The 14,920-nt window shown below is 72.4% G+C and carries 12 protein-coding genes; 8 read left to right on the top strand and 4 right to left on the bottom strand.

Going from position 1 to position 14,920, the window contains the following annotated elements; translation table 11 throughout:
- Nucleotides 1-53: 53 nt before the first annotated feature.
- From ACXN5W_RS14090 to ACXN5W_RS14070, 5 genes are all read left to right on the top strand, one after another.
- A complete protein-coding gene (locus tag ACXN5W_RS14090; protein ID WP_473158706.1) occupies nucleotides 54-782 on the top strand; it encodes a cytidylyltransferase domain-containing protein in 729 nt (242 codons plus the stop codon).
- Nucleotides 779-1,846, top strand: coding sequence for a PseG/SpsG family protein (locus ACXN5W_RS14085; protein WP_473158705.1), 1,068 nt, complete (start codon nucleotides 779-781; stop codon nucleotides 1,844-1,846). The genes ACXN5W_RS14090 and ACXN5W_RS14085 overlap by 4 nt, the downstream gene beginning before the upstream one ends.
- Nucleotides 1,843-3,480, top strand: coding sequence for a glycosyltransferase family 39 protein (locus tag ACXN5W_RS14080; protein ID WP_473158704.1), 1,638 nt, complete (start codon nucleotides 1,843-1,845; stop codon nucleotides 3,478-3,480). The genes ACXN5W_RS14085 and ACXN5W_RS14080 overlap by 4 nt, the downstream gene beginning before the upstream one ends.
- A 106-nt stretch (nucleotides 3,481-3,586) precedes the next feature.
- On the top strand, nucleotides 3,587-4,723 hold the full coding sequence (locus ACXN5W_RS14075) for a glycosyltransferase family 2 protein (RefSeq protein WP_473158703.1): 1,137 nt from the start codon (nucleotides 3,587-3,589) through the stop codon (nucleotides 4,721-4,723).
- Between the two features lie 70 nt (nucleotides 4,724-4,793).
- The gene (locus ACXN5W_RS14070; protein ID WP_473158702.1) at nucleotides 4,794-5,867 is read left to right on the top strand and encodes a hypothetical protein; all 1,074 of its coding nucleotides are present in this window, start codon (nucleotides 4,794-4,796) and stop codon (nucleotides 5,865-5,867) included.
- A gap of 8 nt (nucleotides 5,868-5,875) precedes the next feature.
- On the opposite strand, the gene ACXN5W_RS14065 is transcribed toward ACXN5W_RS14070, so the two are convergent.
- A complete protein-coding gene (locus tag ACXN5W_RS14065) occupies nucleotides 5,876-6,388 on the bottom strand; it encodes a DinB family protein (RefSeq protein ID WP_473158701.1) in 513 nt (170 codons plus the stop codon).
- Between the two features lie 263 nt (nucleotides 6,389-6,651).
- Here ACXN5W_RS14065 and ACXN5W_RS14060 point away from each other — a divergent pair, with 263 nt between their 5' ends.
- A complete protein-coding gene (locus ACXN5W_RS14060; protein WP_473158700.1) occupies nucleotides 6,652-7,227 on the top strand; it encodes a snapalysin family zinc-dependent metalloprotease in 576 nt (191 codons plus the stop codon).
- Nucleotides 7,228-7,400: 173 nt separating this feature from the next.
- Here ACXN5W_RS14060 and ACXN5W_RS14055 read toward each other — a convergent pair whose 3' ends face one another.
- Nucleotides 7,401-8,120, bottom strand: coding sequence for an HD domain-containing protein (locus ACXN5W_RS14055; RefSeq protein ID WP_473158699.1), 720 nt, complete (start codon nucleotides 8,118-8,120; stop codon nucleotides 7,401-7,403).
- Nucleotides 8,121-8,426: 306 nt separating this feature from the next.
- Here ACXN5W_RS14055 and ACXN5W_RS14050 point away from each other — a divergent pair, with 306 nt between their 5' ends.
- Both ACXN5W_RS14050 and ACXN5W_RS14045 read left to right on the top strand, forming a co-directional pair.
- On the top strand, nucleotides 8,427-11,186 hold the full coding sequence (locus ACXN5W_RS14050) for a cellulose binding domain-containing protein (RefSeq protein WP_473158698.1): 2,760 nt from the start codon (nucleotides 8,427-8,429) through the stop codon (nucleotides 11,184-11,186).
- A gap of 113 nt (nucleotides 11,187-11,299) precedes the next feature.
- Entirely contained in the window at nucleotides 11,300-11,737 is a 438-nt protein-coding gene (locus tag ACXN5W_RS14045) for a type II toxin-antitoxin system Phd/YefM family antitoxin (protein WP_473158697.1), read from the top strand.
- Nucleotides 11,738-11,976: 239 nt separating this feature from the next.
- Here the strand turns inward: ACXN5W_RS14045 and ACXN5W_RS14040 are convergent, their stop codons facing one another.
- Nucleotides 11,977-13,272 carry an alpha-amylase family protein gene (locus ACXN5W_RS14040; protein ID WP_473158696.1) on the bottom strand — a complete coding sequence of 432 codons (1,296 nt, stop codon included), beginning with the start codon at nucleotides 13,270-13,272 and terminating at the stop codon, nucleotides 11,977-11,979.
- Nucleotides 13,273-13,498: 226 nt separating this feature from the next.
- Nucleotides 13,499-14,917, bottom strand: coding sequence for a pectate lyase family protein (locus ACXN5W_RS14035; RefSeq protein WP_473158695.1), 1,419 nt, complete (start codon nucleotides 14,915-14,917; stop codon nucleotides 13,499-13,501).
- Between the last annotated feature and the right edge of the window lie 3 nt (nucleotides 14,918-14,920).

Raw genomic sequence — 14,920 nt, 5'->3', positions numbered from 1 at the left:
GCGACCGGCCCGCGCCGGGACCAGCCAACCGTGACACTCCAGACAGGACGGACATGCGTACCCTCGGCATCATCCAGGCCCGGATGGGCTCCACCCGGCTGCCCGGCAAGGTGCTCCGCCGGCTCGGCGGGCGGACCGTGCTGGACCGGGTCGTCCAGGCCGCCCGGGCCAGCGGTGTGCTGGACGAACTGGTCGTGGCCACCACCACCGAACCCGTCGACGACGCCGTGGTGGCCGAGTGCGCGGTCCTGGGGGTGCCGTGCGAGCGCGGGCCCGTGGACGACGTGCTGACCCGGTTCCTGCGGGTGCTCGACACCCGGGACACCGACGCCGTGCTCCGGTTCACCGCCGACTGCCCGCTGCTGGACCCGGCGTTGATCGCGCAGGTCGTGGCGGTCTTCGCGGCGCTGCCCGGCGCGGACTACCTGAGCACCTCGATCACCCGGACCCTGCCGCGCGGGCTGGACGTGGAGATCGTCCGGCCGGAGGTGCTGCGCGCCATCGACACGCTGGCCACCGACCACCACCGCAGCCACGTCACCTCGTACGTCTACTCGCGCCCGCAGGACTTCCGGGTGTTCGGCCTGACCCTCCAACCGGACCTGTCGGACCTGCGGTTGACCCTCGACACCGAGGATGACTGGCTGCTGATCACGGCGGTTGTCGAGCACTTCGGCGACGACCCGGTGCCGCTGTCCACCCTGGCCCGCTGGCTCGCCGAGCGTCCGCACCTGCGGCTGCTCAACGCGCACGTCCGGCAGAAGGAGCTGTCGAAGGCATGATCCGGATCGGTATCCGTTGCGACGCCGGCCCGGTGACCGGCGTCGGGCACCTGATGCGCTGCCTGGCGCTCGCCGACGAGCTGACCGCCCGGGGTGTGGCGGCGCACTTCCTGACCGACGTCGACGGGTTGCCCTGGGCCGCCCGGCAGCTCGCGACCCGGGACGTGGCCTGGCATCCGGCGCCGGAGGATCCCGACGCCCTCGTCGCGGCGGCCCGGTCGCTGCGGCTGGACGCCGTGGTGCTCGACTCGTACACCCTGGACCCGGCCTCCGGGGTCGCGCTGCGCGACACCGGCCGGCCGGTGCTGGCGATCATCGACGGCGACCCGCGCGGCGCGCACGCCGACCTGTACGTGGACCAGAACCTGGACGCCGAACTCGCCAGCCCGGACCTGCCCCCGGGCGCGGTACGGCTGGCCGGGTCCCGGTACTGCCTGCTGCGCCCGGCGGTCCGCCGGCTCCGCCCGGACCGGCCCCGGTCCGTCGCCGGCGGTGCCGTGCCGCGGGTGCTGTGCTTCTTCGGCGGCACTGACGTGTACGGCGCGGCGCCGGTGCTCACCCGCCTGCTGCTCGGTACCGGGGTGGCCCTCGACGCCACCGTGGTGGGCGCCACCGACGCGATCCGGGTCGAGCTGCGCGCCGCGACGCCCGGCCCCGGGCAGCGGCTGCGGGTCATCGGTCCCACCGACGACCTGGCCGCGCTGATGGCCGAGGCCGACCTGGTGGTGGCCGCCAGCGGCACCTCGGTCTGGGAGCTGCTCTGCCTCGGCCTGCCGGCCGCGCTGGTCTGGGTGGTGGACAACCAGTGGCTCGGCTACGACCGGGTGGTCCGCCGAGGCCTGGCCGCCGGTCTGGGCCGACTGTCGGACCTGGCGGTCGCGGGCACCACGGTCGCGGCCGGTACGGCCGTCGACGCCACCGCTACCCTGCGGGCGCTGCTCACCGATCCGCGGCGGCGGGCCGAGCTGGCCGGCCGGGCCTGGGCGGCGGTGGACGGTGCGGGCACCGGCCGGGTGGCCACCGAGCTGCTGGGCCGGGTGGCCCCGGAACGGGTGCCGAGATGACCGTGACAGCCCCGCTGGACGAGCCGGTCGGCCCGGCCGAGCCGGCCGGTCCGGGACCGGACCGCGACGCCCGTCCGGCCGCGACGTCCGGCGCCGCGCCGACCCCGCTCGGCGCGACACGGTGGATCCGGTTGCTCGGCCCCGCGCTGGTGCCGGCGCTGGCCATGCTGGTGGTGGGCCGGTACCGGCTGCGGAACCCGGCGCTGGGCTGGGACGAGAACGCCACCTGGATGGTGGCCCGCCGGACCGTGCCGCAGATCTTCCACCTGGCCGCGCACATCGACGGCGTGGTCGCGCCGTACTACCTGTTCACGCACTTCTGGACGGCGCTGGCCGGCGATTCGGAGCTGGCGATGCGGCTGCCGTCGCTGCTGTGCGTGGCGGCCGGCGTGGGGCTGGCCGGGGAGCTGGGCCGGCGGCTCTTCGACCCGGCGGTCGGGCTGGTCGGCGGCCTGTTCCTGGTGGCGGTACCGCAGCTGTCCCGCTACGCCCAGGACGCGCGGGCGTACGGTTTCGAATTCCTCTTCGCCACCCTGGCCACGCTGCTGCTGACCGAGGCGCTGCGCCGCCCGTCGTGGCGGCGCTGGCTCTGGTACGGGCTGACCGTGACCCTGCTCGGCTGGGCGCACATCATGGGCCTGCTCGTGCTGGCCGGTCACGCCGTCGCGGTGCTGTCCCGGGGACGGCCCGGCCGCAGCCCGGTCGCCACCCGCTGGCTGGTCACCACGGCGGTCGCGGTGGTTCCGGTGCTGCCCCTGGTGGCCCTCGGGCTCAGCCAGCGCGACGAGCAGCTGGGCTGGATCGGGCGGCTGGACGTCGCCGAGGTGCTGGCGGCGCCGGGCGCCGTCTTCGGCTCCCCGACCGTCGGGCTGCTGATCATCGGGCTCGCCCTGGCGGTCCGCTGGCCGGACCGCCGGACCGTCCGGGACCTCGCGGCGCTCGCCGCGCTGCCGCCGGTGCTGCTGCTCGCGGCGTCGCTGCCCGGTTCCTCCATGTGGGTGCCCCGGTACGTCATCGGCGCCCTCGTCCCGACCTGCCTGCTGGCTGCCGCCGCCTTGCGTGGCGGCCTGTCGGCTGCCGCCGATCTGCGGGCTGCCGCCGCCTCGCGTGGCCTGCCGGCTGCCGCTGCCCCACGTGGCCTGCGGGCTGCCGCCGCCCTGCGTGGCGGCCTGTCGGCGCGGTCCGTGGTGGCGCTGCTGGCGACCGTGGCGCTGGCGCTGCCCGCGCACGCCGAGGTGCGCGGCCCGGCCGCCCACCAGGGGCTCGACTTCCGGGTGGCGGCCCGGACGATCCTGGCCGGACAGCGGCCGGGTGACGGCATCGTGTACGGCCGGATCGGCACCTGGTCGCTGCGAGCCGGATTCGACTACCAGAGTCGGCGTCGGACGGCACCCCGGGACGTGCTGCTGACCCGTTCGGCCGCCGAGGTGGCCGGCCTGAGCGCCCGGGAGTGCGTCGATCCGGCGCCCTGTCTGGCCGCCGCGCCCCGGATCTGGTACCTCGGCCAGCGGCGTACCGGTGACCTGCTGGAGGACCGGGGGATCCGGATCGGCGCGGCGCTGGACCGCGGCTTCCGGCTGGTCCGGGTCTGGCCGCTGGAGCACGGGACCGTAGCCCTCTACGAGCAGCGCTGACGCCGGAGCGGTGCCGCCGAACGCGTTGCCCGCTGTTCACCCGATGGCAGCCCGCCGCACGCCCGGACGTGGCGGGCCGACAATATCGACAGTCGATCGTTCCCTGATGACCGTTGGCTCCTCCACCGGCCGGGAACCGTTGCTCACGGTGGTGATCCCGGTGTACGCCGTCGAGCCGTTCCTCGGCGCCTGCCTCGACTCCGTCCTGGCCGGCACCCAGACGGACCTGGCGGTGGTCGCCGTCGACGACGCCTCCCCGGACGGCTGCCCGGCGCTGCTGGACCGGTACGCGACCATGGATCCCCGGGTGACGGTGCTGCACCTGGACACGAACGTCGGGCTCGGCCGGGCCCGTAACGCCGGCCTGGACCGGGTCCGTGGCGAGTACGTCTGGTTCGTCGACAGCGATGACGTGCTGCCGCCCGGCTCGATCGACGCGGTGCTGGCCGCACTGCGCGCCCAGCGCCCCGACGTGCTGCTGATCGACCACATCCGGGTGTACGACCCGGACGGCCGGCCCGAGCCCGATCCCAGCAGCCGGGTGCTGCGCGGGGTCACCACCAGCGGCCCGCTGTCGGCCAACCCGGAGCTGTTGCGGGTGCAGCACGCCGCCTGGAACAAGGTGGTCCGCCGGGACTACCTGCGGGACGGGTCGCTGCGCTTCTACCCGGGCTGGTACGAGGACTGCGTCTTCAGCCACCCGGTGCTGATCGGCGCGGACACCGTCGGCGTGCTGGACCGGGTCTGCTACCACTACCGGCAGCGGCTCTCCGGCGGGATCACCCGGACCATCAGTGGGCGGCACTTCGACGTCTTCGACCAGTACGAGCGCACCTTCGCCGAGCTGGACCGGCTGGGGGAGCGGGCCGAGCCGTTCCGGGCGCAGGTCTTCCGGATGATGATCGACCACTATCTGGTCATCGCCGGCAACGAGCAGCGGCTGCCGGCGGACCGGCGGGCCGAGTTCTTCCACCGGGCGGCCCGGCACTACCGCCGGTACCTGCCGGCCGGTGGCTACCCCGCCCCGAGCGGTGCGGCGCTGCTCAAGCACCGGATGCTGGCCACCGACGCCTACTGGGCGTACACCGCGCTGCGTCGGGCGTACCGACTGGCCGGCGCCGTGGACCGCCCGGCTCGCGGCACGGGTCCCGGAACGCCGGCCGCCACACCACCGTCCGGGCAGATGGTGGCGATCGGTGACCGATCGACCGAGGCGGCCCCGGTTCCGGATCGGATCTACTGACGGCAACCGTCCGGTCGCGCGCCGTCCATCCTGGACGACGGCACCGGCGACGCCGGAGGAGGAGGATCCCGTGAGGTTTCCGCCGCGCCTGTCGACCGTGTTGTCCGCCACCGCGCTGAGCCTGACGTCCGTACCGGTGCTCGGCGTGGCGTCCGGGACCGCGCCTGCCGTCGGCGTGACCACTCCGACCGCCGCCGCACCCGCCGTGGTCGCCGCACCTGCCACCCCGGCGGACGGCGGACTCGCCGTGGCGTGGCGTGCCGGACAGCCGTACCGGGCCGTCGACCTCGGCACGCTGGGCGGCGAAGACAGCGCCGCCACCGCCGTGAACGACCGGGGTACGGTCGTCGGCTGGAGCCGCACCGCCGCCGGCGACCGGCACGCGTTCGTCTGGCGGGGCGGCGTGCTGACCGACCTCGGTGTGTTGCCGGGGCACCTGGAATCCACCGCTGTGGACGTCAACGAACGCGGTGAGGTGGTCGGTACCTCGACGGGTCCCGACCTGGTGGCCCGGGCGGTGCTCTGGCGTGACGGCCGGATGATCGACCTGGGCACGCTGGGCGGTGACTACAGCTACGCGGTCGCCGTCAACGACCGGGGCCAGGTGCTCGGGTTGAGCAATCCCGCCACCGACATCCCGCACCGGTTCAGCTGGCAGGACGGCGTGTTCACCGACCTCGGCCGGCAGGACTTCTACGAGACGACCACCGGGTTCAACAACCGGGGCGACGTGGTGGGTACCTTCAACGTCCCGCCGTACGACTATCCCTGTACCTGCGTGGGCGGCCGGCTGCGCGACGGTGTCGTCACCCAGATCGGCGACGGGGCCACGGCGATCAGCAATCCGGGCCAGGTGGTCGGCCGGGCCGGCCAGCACGCCTTCTCCTGGCGGGGCGGGGTGCTGACGGATCTGGGCACGCTGGGTGGCGACCGCAGCCAGGCCGTCGCGGTCAACGACGCCGGGACGGTCCTGGGGGTCAGCGACACCGCCACGGGGGAGCGGCATCCGTTCCTGTGGCGGGCGGGTCGGACCGTCGACCTGACCACTCGTGGCCTGCGGGCCACCGACGGGGTCAGCGACCTGGACGACCGGGGCCGGTTGGTGGGCAGCCGCGACGGGCACGCCGCCCTGTTCGTCGGGTAGCCCGCCGACTAGTAGTAGCCCTTGGCGCCGTCCAGTTGCTCGCGGAGGATGTCCAGGTGACCGGCGTGCCGGGCGGTCTCCTCGACCATGTGGATCAGCATCCAGCGCAGGGTGGCGGCGGCGGACCGGAAATCCGGATGCCGGCCCACCTGGTCGAGCGGATGCGCCGCGATGATCTCGTTGGACAGCGCGCACTGCCGCTCGTAGTCGCGCAGCAGGTCCGCGAGCGGCACGCCCTCGACCATCATGTCGGCGTCCTCACGGGCCTCGTCGAACTGCGGGCCGTCGGCGGGGCGCCCGAGGAAGAGCACCTCGAACCAGGTCTGTTCGGTCCAGCGGAGGTGGGACACGATTCCGGCCACTGTCATCAGCGGTGAGGTCGCCAGCAGGGCACGGTGGGCGTCATCGTCGGAGAGCCCTTCGCACTTGAAGTGGACGATCGCCCGCTGCGTGTCGAGCCAGCCGACGAGCTGGGTCCGTTCGTCGGCGGTGAGGGGTGGCCGGTCGCGGGATGGGCTCATGGGTGCGGAGGCTACCGACCGGTCGGGTCGACGCGCACCGGGTTTACCCGTGCCACACTCACCGGCCCACGGTCTTCCCTCACCGGCCACGGTCCTCCCTCACCGGCCCACCGTCTTCACCGGCGTACCGCCTCCGCCGACCCACCGTTGCGCGCGGCGGTGGAATCGAAGTGCAGTTGTTCGGGCACGGCTAGTGACATCTAAGTATGCAAATCTTAGGATGTGATAACCCTCGCTCAGAGTCGATCAGGGAGTGTGAGACCGTGCCCCACCACTCGCTCCGGCGCGTCCTGGTGACCCTCGTCGCCGGTACGCTGGCCACGCTCGGCGCCACGGCCACCGCCTCGGCACCGGCCGCCGCCTCGACCACGCTCGCCCGGAACGTCTGTTACAGCACCAGCCAGGCGGGCCCGTACGCCAGTTACGCGAACCAGGCCGCCACCATCTGGAACAACGCCACCAACAACATCAACGTGTCGCGGTGCGGCTCGAACATCATGATCTACTACACCTCCGGCGGCGGCTCGTACGCCGTCACCCGCAGCCTGGGCAACGGGTACATCGTGATCGACTCCCAGCAGGCGGCGCAGTACAGCCCGCTGCGGATCGTCGCCCACGAGATGGGGCACCTGCTCGGCCTGCCGGACAACTACAACGGCAACTGCGCGATCCTGATGTCCGGTGGCAGCGCGGGGACCTCGTGCACCAACCCGTACCCCAGCTCCGGCGAGGCGGCTCAGGTCGACCGCAACTTCGGGTCCGGGCTCGCGGCCAACACCGGCGGCGCCACCGTCTACCGGGACAGCTGGCCGGCGGTCGGCGCCGGCGTGGCGCACTGACGCAAGGAACCAACCCGAGCGGGTCCGGTCGGGGTCGGCCCACCCCGACCCCGACCGGACCGCAAGGCGGGCGGGCGGTCCGGTGCGGGCCGTCCGCTCGTGGTTCGACGGACCCACGGCATGACCGGGGCGGGCCAGGCGTCACCACCGGCGGTCGGGCCGCCGGATCCGCCTCAGTCGCCGTCGAGGATGGCGCTGAACCGTTCCTCGGCCAGGTCGAGCTGGTCGTGGATGTGCCGCTTCACCGCCTCGGACAGCGGGGTGTCCGGCCGGGCGACCAGTTCGCGCAGCACCGGCACCAGCGGGCGGTACTTCACGGCCGACGACACCACCTTCGGGCCGACCGTGTGGATGATCCCCACCCCGTTGTCGGTGAAGTCCGAAATCTTGATCACCCGGGCCCACGGCTCCCGGTCCAGGCTGGCCGCCAGGTGCTCGCGATACTGCTGGTTGCGGTCGACGTCCGGGTCGTACACCGGGTTGGTGACCGCCGCGACCAGCTGGGCGACCCGGGCGCCGAACCGCTCGGCCAGGGTGGCCAGGGCGGCCGGGGTGGGGTCCACGCCCTCCGGTAGGTCGCCGGCCAGCTCGGCCGGGTGGTCCTCGACGGCGTCGTGCAGCAGGCTCGCGACGATCACGTCGACATCGCGCACCTCGTAGTGGTGGATCAGTCGGATCGCCACCCTCAGCAGGTGGTTCAGGTACGGCTCGCGGACCCGCCGGTCGTCGCGGTGCAGGTCGGCCGCGAGGTCCAGCGCGGCGGTCAGCCGGCACCGGTCGGCCGGGTCGAACCGTTCGATCTCCAGGCGCAGGCGCTCCAACAGCCCGGACTCGCCGTGCATCTCGGTGATCGCGTGCATCGGCATCGAACCCAGGTGCGCGGGGAGATCCATGGGTCACTTATAGCCCATGCCACCTGGTTGCAAGGAAGGGCCCCTTCTTATCGCATTTTGTATAGGAAGGGGCCCTTCCTAACACCTCGGTGTGCGGCTGTCGAAGCGCTTCCGCGCGGCCGGGCCGATCGTCTAGGGTGAATGTGATTTCTCAGCGTGCGGAGCCGACGCATCACCCCGCGAGGTCAGGGCAGCCATCGCGAAACCGCCGTACGACGTACGGCGGTTCGACGTACGTCCGTCGGCCGTGCGGGCCCGCCCGCACCACGGCGGCGTCGACCGACCTCCCCCCGAGAGGAACCGCAGATGCGGAGAAACGTCTCCGGCGCGATAGCATCCGCGCTGGCCGCCGCCCTGGTCATGGCGGCGATACAACTCACGGTGTCCCCGACGGCCCCGGCCGCCGCGGCCCCGGCCGACTCGTACAGCTGGAAGAACGTCCGGATCGACGGCGGCGGCTTCGTACCGGGCATCGTCTTCAACCAGACCGAGAAGAACCTGATCTACGCCCGCACCGACATCGGCGGCGCGTACCGCTGGGACCAGGCGAGCCAGTCGTGGACCCCGCTGCTGGACTGGGTCGGCGCCGACAAGTGGGGCTGGAACGGCGTGCTCAGCCTGGCCACCGATCCCGTGCAGACCAACCGGGTGTACGCCGCGGTCGGCATGTACGCCAACGACTGGGACCCGAACAACGGCGCCATCCTGCGCTCGTCGGACAAGGGCGCCACCTGGCAGGCCACCGAGCTGCCGTTCAAGAGCGGCGGCAACATGCCCGGCCGGGGCGCCGGTGAACGGTTGGCGGTCGACCCCAACAAGAACAGCATCCTGTACTACGGCGCGGAGGGCGGCAACGGCCTGTGGCGCAGCACCGACTACGGGGCGACCTGGGCCAAGGTGACCAACTTCCCCAACGTCGGTAACTACCAGGCCAACCCCAGCGACTCGACCGGCTACAACAGCCAGAACCAGGGCCTGAGCTGGGTCACCTTCGACAAGAGCACCGGTACGGCCGGAACCGCCACCCAGACCATCTACGTGGGGGTGGCGGACAAGGCCAACCCGGTCTACCGGTCGACAAACGGTGGGTCGACCTGGGAGCGCGTGCCCGGCCAGCCGACCGGCTACCTCGCCCACAAGGGCGTGGTGGACCCGGTGGGCGGCTACCTCTACATCGCCACCAGCGACACCGGCGGTCCGTACGACGGCGGCAAGGGCGACGTGTGGAAGTTCAACCGGGCCACCGGGGCGTGGACCCAGATCAGCCCGATCCCGTCGTCCAGCGGTGACGACTACTTCGGCTACTCGGGTCTGACCATCGACCGGCAGCACCCGAACACCATCATGGTGGCCACCCAGGTCTCCTGGTGGCCGGACGCGATCTTCTTCCGCAGCACCGACGCGGGCGCCACCTGGACCCGCATCTGGGACTGGAACGGCTACCCGGCCCGGACCAAGAAGTACACCATGGACATCAGCTCGGCCCCGTGGCTGACCTTCGGCACCAACCCGCAGCCACCGGAGGAGACGCCGAAACTGGGCTGGATGAACGAGTCGGTGGAGATCGACCCGTTCGACAGCAACCGGATGATGTACGGCACCGGCGCCACCATCTACGGCACCACCGAGCTGACCAAGTGGGACACCGGCGGGACGTTCACCATCAAGCCGATGGTCAAGGGCCTGGAGGAGACCGCCGTCCTCGACCTGATCAGCCCGCCGACCGGGGCTCCGCTGATCAGCGGGCTCGGTGACATCGGCGGCTTCCGGCACACCGATCTGACCGCCGTGCCGCCGATGATGTTCAGCCAGCCGGTCTTCACCAGCACCACCAGCCTGGACTACGCCGAAACCAACCCGTCGGTGCTGGTGCGGGCCGGTAACTTCACCGACTCGGACCGGCCGAACGACAGCCACGTGGCGTTCTCCACCGACGGCGGGGCGAACTGGTTCCAGGGCACCGAGCCGGGCGGGGTGAACAACGGCGGTACGGTCGCCGCGTCGGCCGACGGCGGCACCTTCGTCTGGGCGCCCGGTGACCCCGGCATCCAGGTGGTCCGCTCGGTCGGCTTCGGCAACTCGTGGAGCGCGGCGACCGGCATTCCGGCGAACGCGGTGATCGAGTCCGACCGGGTCAACAAGAACAAGTTCTACGGCTTCTCCGGCGGCAAGTTCTACGTCAGCACCAACGGCGGCAGCAGCTTCGCGGCCACCGCCGCGACCGGTCTGCCGAGCACCGGCACCGTGAAGTTCAAGGCGCTGCCCGGCAAGGAGGGCGACCTGTGGCTGGCCGGTGAGGGTGGCCTGTGGCACTCCACCGACTCGGGGGCCAGCTTCGGCAAGGTCAGCGGGGTGTCGGGTTCGGTGAACGTGGGCTTCGGCAAGGCGGCACCGGGGCAGACGTACCCGGCGGTGTTCATCCTGGGCACGGTCGACGGCAAGAGCGGCGTGTACCGGTCGGACAACGCCGCTGCGGCCTGGGTTCGGATCAACGACGACCAGCACCAGTACGGCAACGCCGGTGAGGCGCTCACCGGTGACCCACGGGTCTACGGCCGGGTCTACCTGGGCACCAACGGGCGCGGCATCATGGTGGCCGACCGGACCGGCGGCACCCCGCCGACCACCGCTCCGCCGACCACCGCTCCGCCGACGACGGCTCCGCCGACGACGGCTCCGCCGACCACGGCACCGCCGACCACTGCTCCGCCCACCACTGCTCCGCCCACCACGGCGCCACCGACCACTCCGCCGCCGAGCGGCGGCTGTACGGCGACGTACACGGTGACCAACTCCTGGGGCGGCGGCTTCCAGGCCGACGTGACGGTCCGCAACAACCGCACGTCGGCGATCACCGGCTGGACGGTCGGCTGGGCGTTCCCGGACGGGCAGAAGGTGAACCAGCTCTGGAACGGCACGTTCACCCAGTCAGGTGCGAACGTGACGGTCCGGGACGCCGGCTACAACGGTCCGCTGGCCGCGGGCGCCACCACCAGTTTCGGGTTCACCGGCACCTCGACGACCGCCAACCGGGTACCGGCACCGATCAGCTGCACCACCCGCTGATCCTGAAAGGAAGGGCCCCCTCTTATCGCTTTTTGTATAGGAGGGGGCCCTTCCTAACGCCTGGGGGCGGTGCGCTCGCGGAAAGTGTCGGACCCCGGAGGCACCATGGATTCATGGCTGTCTCCGCCCTGCCGTCGGACGCCGACCGGCCGCGCTCGCTACCGCTGCGCGAGGTCCGCACCCGGCTCACCCAGCTCGTCGCCATGGCCGAGCTCACCGACACCGTCACCGTGGTCACCCGCGACGGTGACCCGCGTCCGGTCGCCGCGATCGTGCCGGCCTCCGCCGCCCGCACGGCGGCCCAGGCCCGCGCCGACGCCGACCGGGTGGCCGCCGTTTCCGCCGGTTGGTCCCGCCGGCTCGACGAGCAGCACCGGATGAGCGCCCGCCGGCACGCCGCCGAACTGCGTTCCCTCGCCGCCGCCCTGACCGAGGCGTGGGCCGAACTGGACCGGCGGACACCACCCGGCACCGACCCGGCGCTCGCCCGGCTGCGGGCCGCGCACGCCGCGTTGCTGCGCGACGAGCGGGACCGGGCCGACATCGAATAGCGCACCACCACCCCGGTCCGGTCCGTCGTGGACGACCCGGCACCAGGTTCGCGCCGGACCGGGCCGCCGGCTCCGGCGGGTCGGGTCGGGTCGGTCCGCCGGCTCTTCCGGCGGTACGGCCGGGCCGCCGGCTTCGGCGACGCGGCCGTCGGTCGGCGACGCGGCCGTCGGTCGGTGGTGTGGCCGGCGGTCGGTGGTGTGGTCGGCTTCGGCGGCCCGGTCATCCGTCGGTGGCGCGGTCACTCGTCGGCGGCGATCCCCCACCCGTGAAGCGGCGGGGCGCTCTCCGAGTCACCGAGCCGTCCGGTGCCGGCCAGCAGCCGTCGGGCTCCCGGCACCCGGGCCAGGGTCGGGCGGTCGCTCACGCTGAGCGCCACCACGAGACGGTCGTCACCGTCGCTGGTCTCGTACACGAACAGCTCGTTGCGCAGTTCGACGGCGCGGGTCTGCGCCCGGTGCAGCCACGGGTGCCGGCGGCGCAGGCCGATCAGCTCCTGGTGCAACCGGTAGACCGGCCAGCCGAACGGTGCGAGGTCGTCTGGGCTGGCCGGGAACGCCGGCCGGATCGCGTCGTCACCGCCGGCGCGGTCCTCCTTCAGGCCACGGAAGGCCTGCTCGTCGCCGTAGTAGACGCTGGGCGTGCCGCCGATGGTGAACAGCGCCACGAGCGCGTGCGGCAGATGCCGCTCGTCGGCGAGCCGGGTGGCGAGCCGGGTGACGTCGTGGTTGCCGACGAAGGTCATCGGCACGAAGTCGGCGAGGTAGCGGTTGTGCCGGTCCAGCGCCCAGGCCAGCTCGAACAGGTTGCGGTCGTTGAGGGAACTCCAGACCGCCTTCCACATCTCGTACTGGGTCAGCGAGTCGAAGCCGGACCCGGCCACCATCGCCGGGTAGTCACCGTGGATGACCTCGCCGACGAACCACGCCTGCGGGAACTCCGCGCGGACCCGCCCGAGCACCTTGGCCCAGAACCCACGGGGTACGGCGTAGGCCGCGTCGAGCCGCCAGCCGTCGGCACCGCGCCTGAGCCAGTGGGTCATCACCCGGGTGACGAAGTCGGCCACGGCCGGCTCGGCGTGGTTGAGTTTGACGAGATTGCGGTGGCCCTCGAAGTCCGCGTACCGCTGGCCGTCGAAATGGAACCAGTTCCGTTCCGGCCCGCCGGCCAGCGCCCGCTGGAACGCGGGGAACTCCCGTCCGACGTGGTTGAACACGCCGTCGAGCAGGATCCGCAGACCGCGGGACCGAGCCTCGTCGACGAGCACCGCGAAGTCCGCGTCGGTGCCGAGCCGTTCGTCGACCCGCATCGGGTCGACGGTGTCGTAACCGTGGGTCTCGGACGCGAAGATCGGGCCCAGCGCGATGCCGGAGGCGCCCAGCCGTACGGCGTAGTCGAGCCAGGGGACCAACCGGAGCAGGGCACCCGGGCTCCGGGCGTACGCGGCGGTGCCGTCGCGCCTCCGGTCCGCGCCCACGAAACCCAGCGGGTAGACGTGCCACCACAGCGCATGGCGTACCCAGGTCGGCTCGGTCACCCGCACGCTCCCTCGTGTCCGGCAGGCCGGGCGGGCGGTCCGCTCGGTGGCCGCGCGCCACGGCACAGCCCACAATGATGCTCCGCGATACTTACCAACGCGTTACGCGACCCACCGGGTTACGCGACCCACCGGGTCATGCGACCCAAGGCGTTACGTGACCCGACGCGTTACGTGACCCATCGGGGTTACGCGGCGCCCGAGCGCGGGTGCCCGGCGTCACGGGTCAGCCCGGCAGGCGGCCGGCGCCGGCGAGCAGGCGTACGGTGGCCGGCACGAGCGGCGCGGGCAGCGCTGGACCGGCGCGCAGCGCCGGCGTCCAGCCGGCGTCGGTGCCCAGGTCCGGATCGTGCGCCTCGTTGTACGCCCCGACCAGGTCGACCGGGCGGCTGGTGCGGGTGCCGGTGTCGACGCGGACCCAGTTGCCGGTGGCGGTGAGTCCGGTGCCGCCCCAGTCGTGGACCAGATCGGCCGGGGAGATTCCGTCGCCGAGGTCGAAGAAGTTCTTCTCGGCGTAGATGGCCGACTGCACACCCACTCCGAGGGCGTACTGGAAACCGGGACCGGACAGCCGGTAGTAGTTGTTGTAGACGTCGACCTGGCCGAACCGCACCCGGGGCAGCCGCTGGAGATCGCCGTCGAACCAGTTGTGGTGCACGGTCACCTTGAGCCGCCCGACGTCCGGGCCGACGGTGTTCGACGAGCCGATCAGCATCAGCTTGTCGCGTCCCACGAACCGGTTGTACGAGGCGGTGACCAGGCTGGCCGTGTGGGTGATGTCCAGCGATCCGTCGTGTACCTGGTACGGCCGGCCGAAGTGGATCGGCTGGTCGCGGTCCGGGTTGTCGCCGTCGGTGAACGTGTTGTGGTCCACCCAGACGTGCTCGCTGCGGCGTACCGAGATGTGGTCGTACTGGGAGTTCCAGTTCCCGCTGTCCCCGTCGGTGGGTGACCAGGCCGGGAAGCAGTCGTGGGCGTCGTCGAAGGTGAGATTGCGGATGATCACGTTGCTGGCGGTGTCGACCATCAGGGTGAGCCCGGTCATGGTGGCGCCGTGCCGGCCGATGATGGTGGTGTTCGGGCCGACGTTGATCTGGGTCTGCCGGGTCTGGTTGGCCACCGACCGCACGCGGGCCTCCTCCAGGGGGCCCGTGGGGTTGGTCCGGCCCCAGACCGCCGGGTCGTAGGCGGCGAGGTAGGCGTCCAGCGAGTACCCGGGGTCGGCCAGGTCCGCGCAGTCCAGCAGCGTTCCGTCGGCGGCGGAGAACCCGTTCACCGGCCCGTCCACGATGATCAGCTTCGGGGTGGCGTTGGTCTGGTTGGTGGCGTTGTCGCCGCCCAGCGCCCGGACCAGACCGGTCCGGTCGGACACCACGTACACCTGGTCGGGCGTGGCCGCGGCGCCGCCGGTGGTACCGACGCCCTCGGCCGCCCAACCATCGTTCGCCGGCAGTGTCTGCCGGGCCAGGGCGGCCGTGGTCGGCGGGATCCAACGCCCATCATTGACCGGCAGCGTCTGCCGGGCCAGGGCGGCGGTGGCCGGCGGGACCCGGGGGTCGTGGTGGGGAGCGGCGGTCGCGCCGGCCGCGGGTACGGTCACCAGGGCGACCGCGAGCACCGCGGCGGCCGGTCTGCCAAATCGCATCTC

It is taken from the genome of Plantactinospora sp. A48 (genome assembly GCF_055793945.1).
This window is presented reverse-complemented; position numbering and strand designations above follow the sequence as displayed.

Excerpts from the sequence above, each read along its gene's own strand:
- ACXN5W_RS14075 (WP_473158703.1), top strand. The coding sequence starts at position 3,587 with ATGACCGTTGGCTCCTCCACCGGCCGGGAACCGTTGCTCACGGTGGTG.
- ACXN5W_RS14055 (WP_473158699.1), bottom strand. The coding sequence starts at position 8,120 with ATGGATCTCCCCGCGCACCTGGGTTCGATGCCGATGCACGCGATCACC.
- ACXN5W_RS14090 (WP_473158706.1), top strand. The coding sequence starts at position 54 with ATGCGTACCCTCGGCATCATCCAGGCCCGGATGGGCTCCACCCGGCTG.
- ACXN5W_RS14045 (WP_473158697.1), top strand. The coding sequence starts at position 11,300 with ATGGCTGTCTCCGCCCTGCCGTCGGACGCCGACCGGCCGCGCTCGCTA.
- ACXN5W_RS14035 (WP_473158695.1), bottom strand. The coding sequence starts at position 14,917 with ATGCGATTTGGCAGACCGGCCGCCGCGGTGCTCGCGGTCGCCCTGGTG.
- ACXN5W_RS14050 (WP_473158698.1), top strand. The coding sequence starts at position 8,427 with ATGCGGAGAAACGTCTCCGGCGCGATAGCATCCGCGCTGGCCGCCGCC.
- ACXN5W_RS14085 (WP_473158705.1), top strand. The coding sequence starts at position 779 with ATGATCCGGATCGGTATCCGTTGCGACGCCGGCCCGGTGACCGGCGTC.
- ACXN5W_RS14080 (WP_473158704.1), top strand. The coding sequence starts at position 1,843 with ATGACCGTGACAGCCCCGCTGGACGAGCCGGTCGGCCCGGCCGAGCCG.
- ACXN5W_RS14065 (WP_473158701.1), bottom strand. The coding sequence starts at position 6,388 with ATGAGCCCATCCCGCGACCGGCCACCCCTCACCGCCGACGAACGGACC.